We start from the raw sequence: 838 nt of genomic DNA, 5'->3' as shown, positions 1-838 counted from the left end.
CGTGGAAGCCTGTGGACGGGATCTGCCTGGGGGACCGATTGAAACAGGAAATAAACCTCATCTTGGCGCTTTGTCCAAGATTGTATAAGTTTTATAGAGCGGTAAAGTAAGCTTGCTGCTAGCAAGTAAACATACGCTTGTCGTCGGTCAAAGTCAGTTTGACCAGTCTTAAAATCCAAAATGTGCAGTGTGCCATCTTGCTCTTCAAAAATGCAGTCAATAGCAGCGAATAAGTTAAATTGATAATTACCCTGTTCAATTAAAATCGGTTCTGGAAATCCCTCGTCGCCTCGACTCAACTTGATAATGTTCTTCCCAAAGAGAATGGGATTTGCATGGTAGTTTTTCAAGATAGAAATTACTCGCTCCTGAACGACCCCTGACTCTTGGTTTAATTGCAGAATTTCTGCCACTTTCGCAACAGCATCGCTGCCGTACAACATCAGGGGGTCTCGGTGAAATTCATAAACTCCCCGTTGTGCCAATAGACCAATCCGCTGAGGTGTCGTGTCAGTTGCCAAGAGTGCTACAACAGATGGTTCTTTCTTACGAGCCTTAGTAAAGCCCCGCTTCATATCACAATGCCAACGCTCTTGCCCTACTGGTGGAGCGAACTGTAACCACAGGTTGTAACTAGCAAACGGTCGCCAAGGTGTTGGCATTTTCTTTCCTCCGATGTCTTGATGCTAGAAAAGTCGTGAAAGTGTGCGGACAGAATCTTCAGCTTTGCGCAAGCTTCACGTGAAAGTCTTCCGGGGGAAACTTCCCCCGAAGAGCTTTCACTTTTATGTACCCCATAGTCAGTGTCCAATTCGTTTGTTGACTAAGGTAGTCAACC

General features: G+C 45.6%; 1 protein-coding gene. It reads right to left on the bottom strand.

Annotated elements, in window-relative coordinates:
• Nucleotides 1-662 (bottom strand): PD-(D/E)XK nuclease family protein (locus AABK37_RS41615; RefSeq protein ID WP_432557216.1); only part of this gene is annotated, 662 nt, incomplete at its 3' end.
• Between the last annotated feature and the right edge of the window lie 176 nt (nt 663-838).

It is taken from the genome of Tolypothrix sp. VBCCA 56010 (assembly GCF_050875635.1).
Classification (GTDB): domain Bacteria; phylum Cyanobacteriota; class Cyanobacteriia; order Cyanobacteriales; family Nostocaceae; genus Hassallia.
Note: the sequence above shows the minus strand (reverse complement) of the source record. Positions and strands in the feature narration are given on the sequence as shown.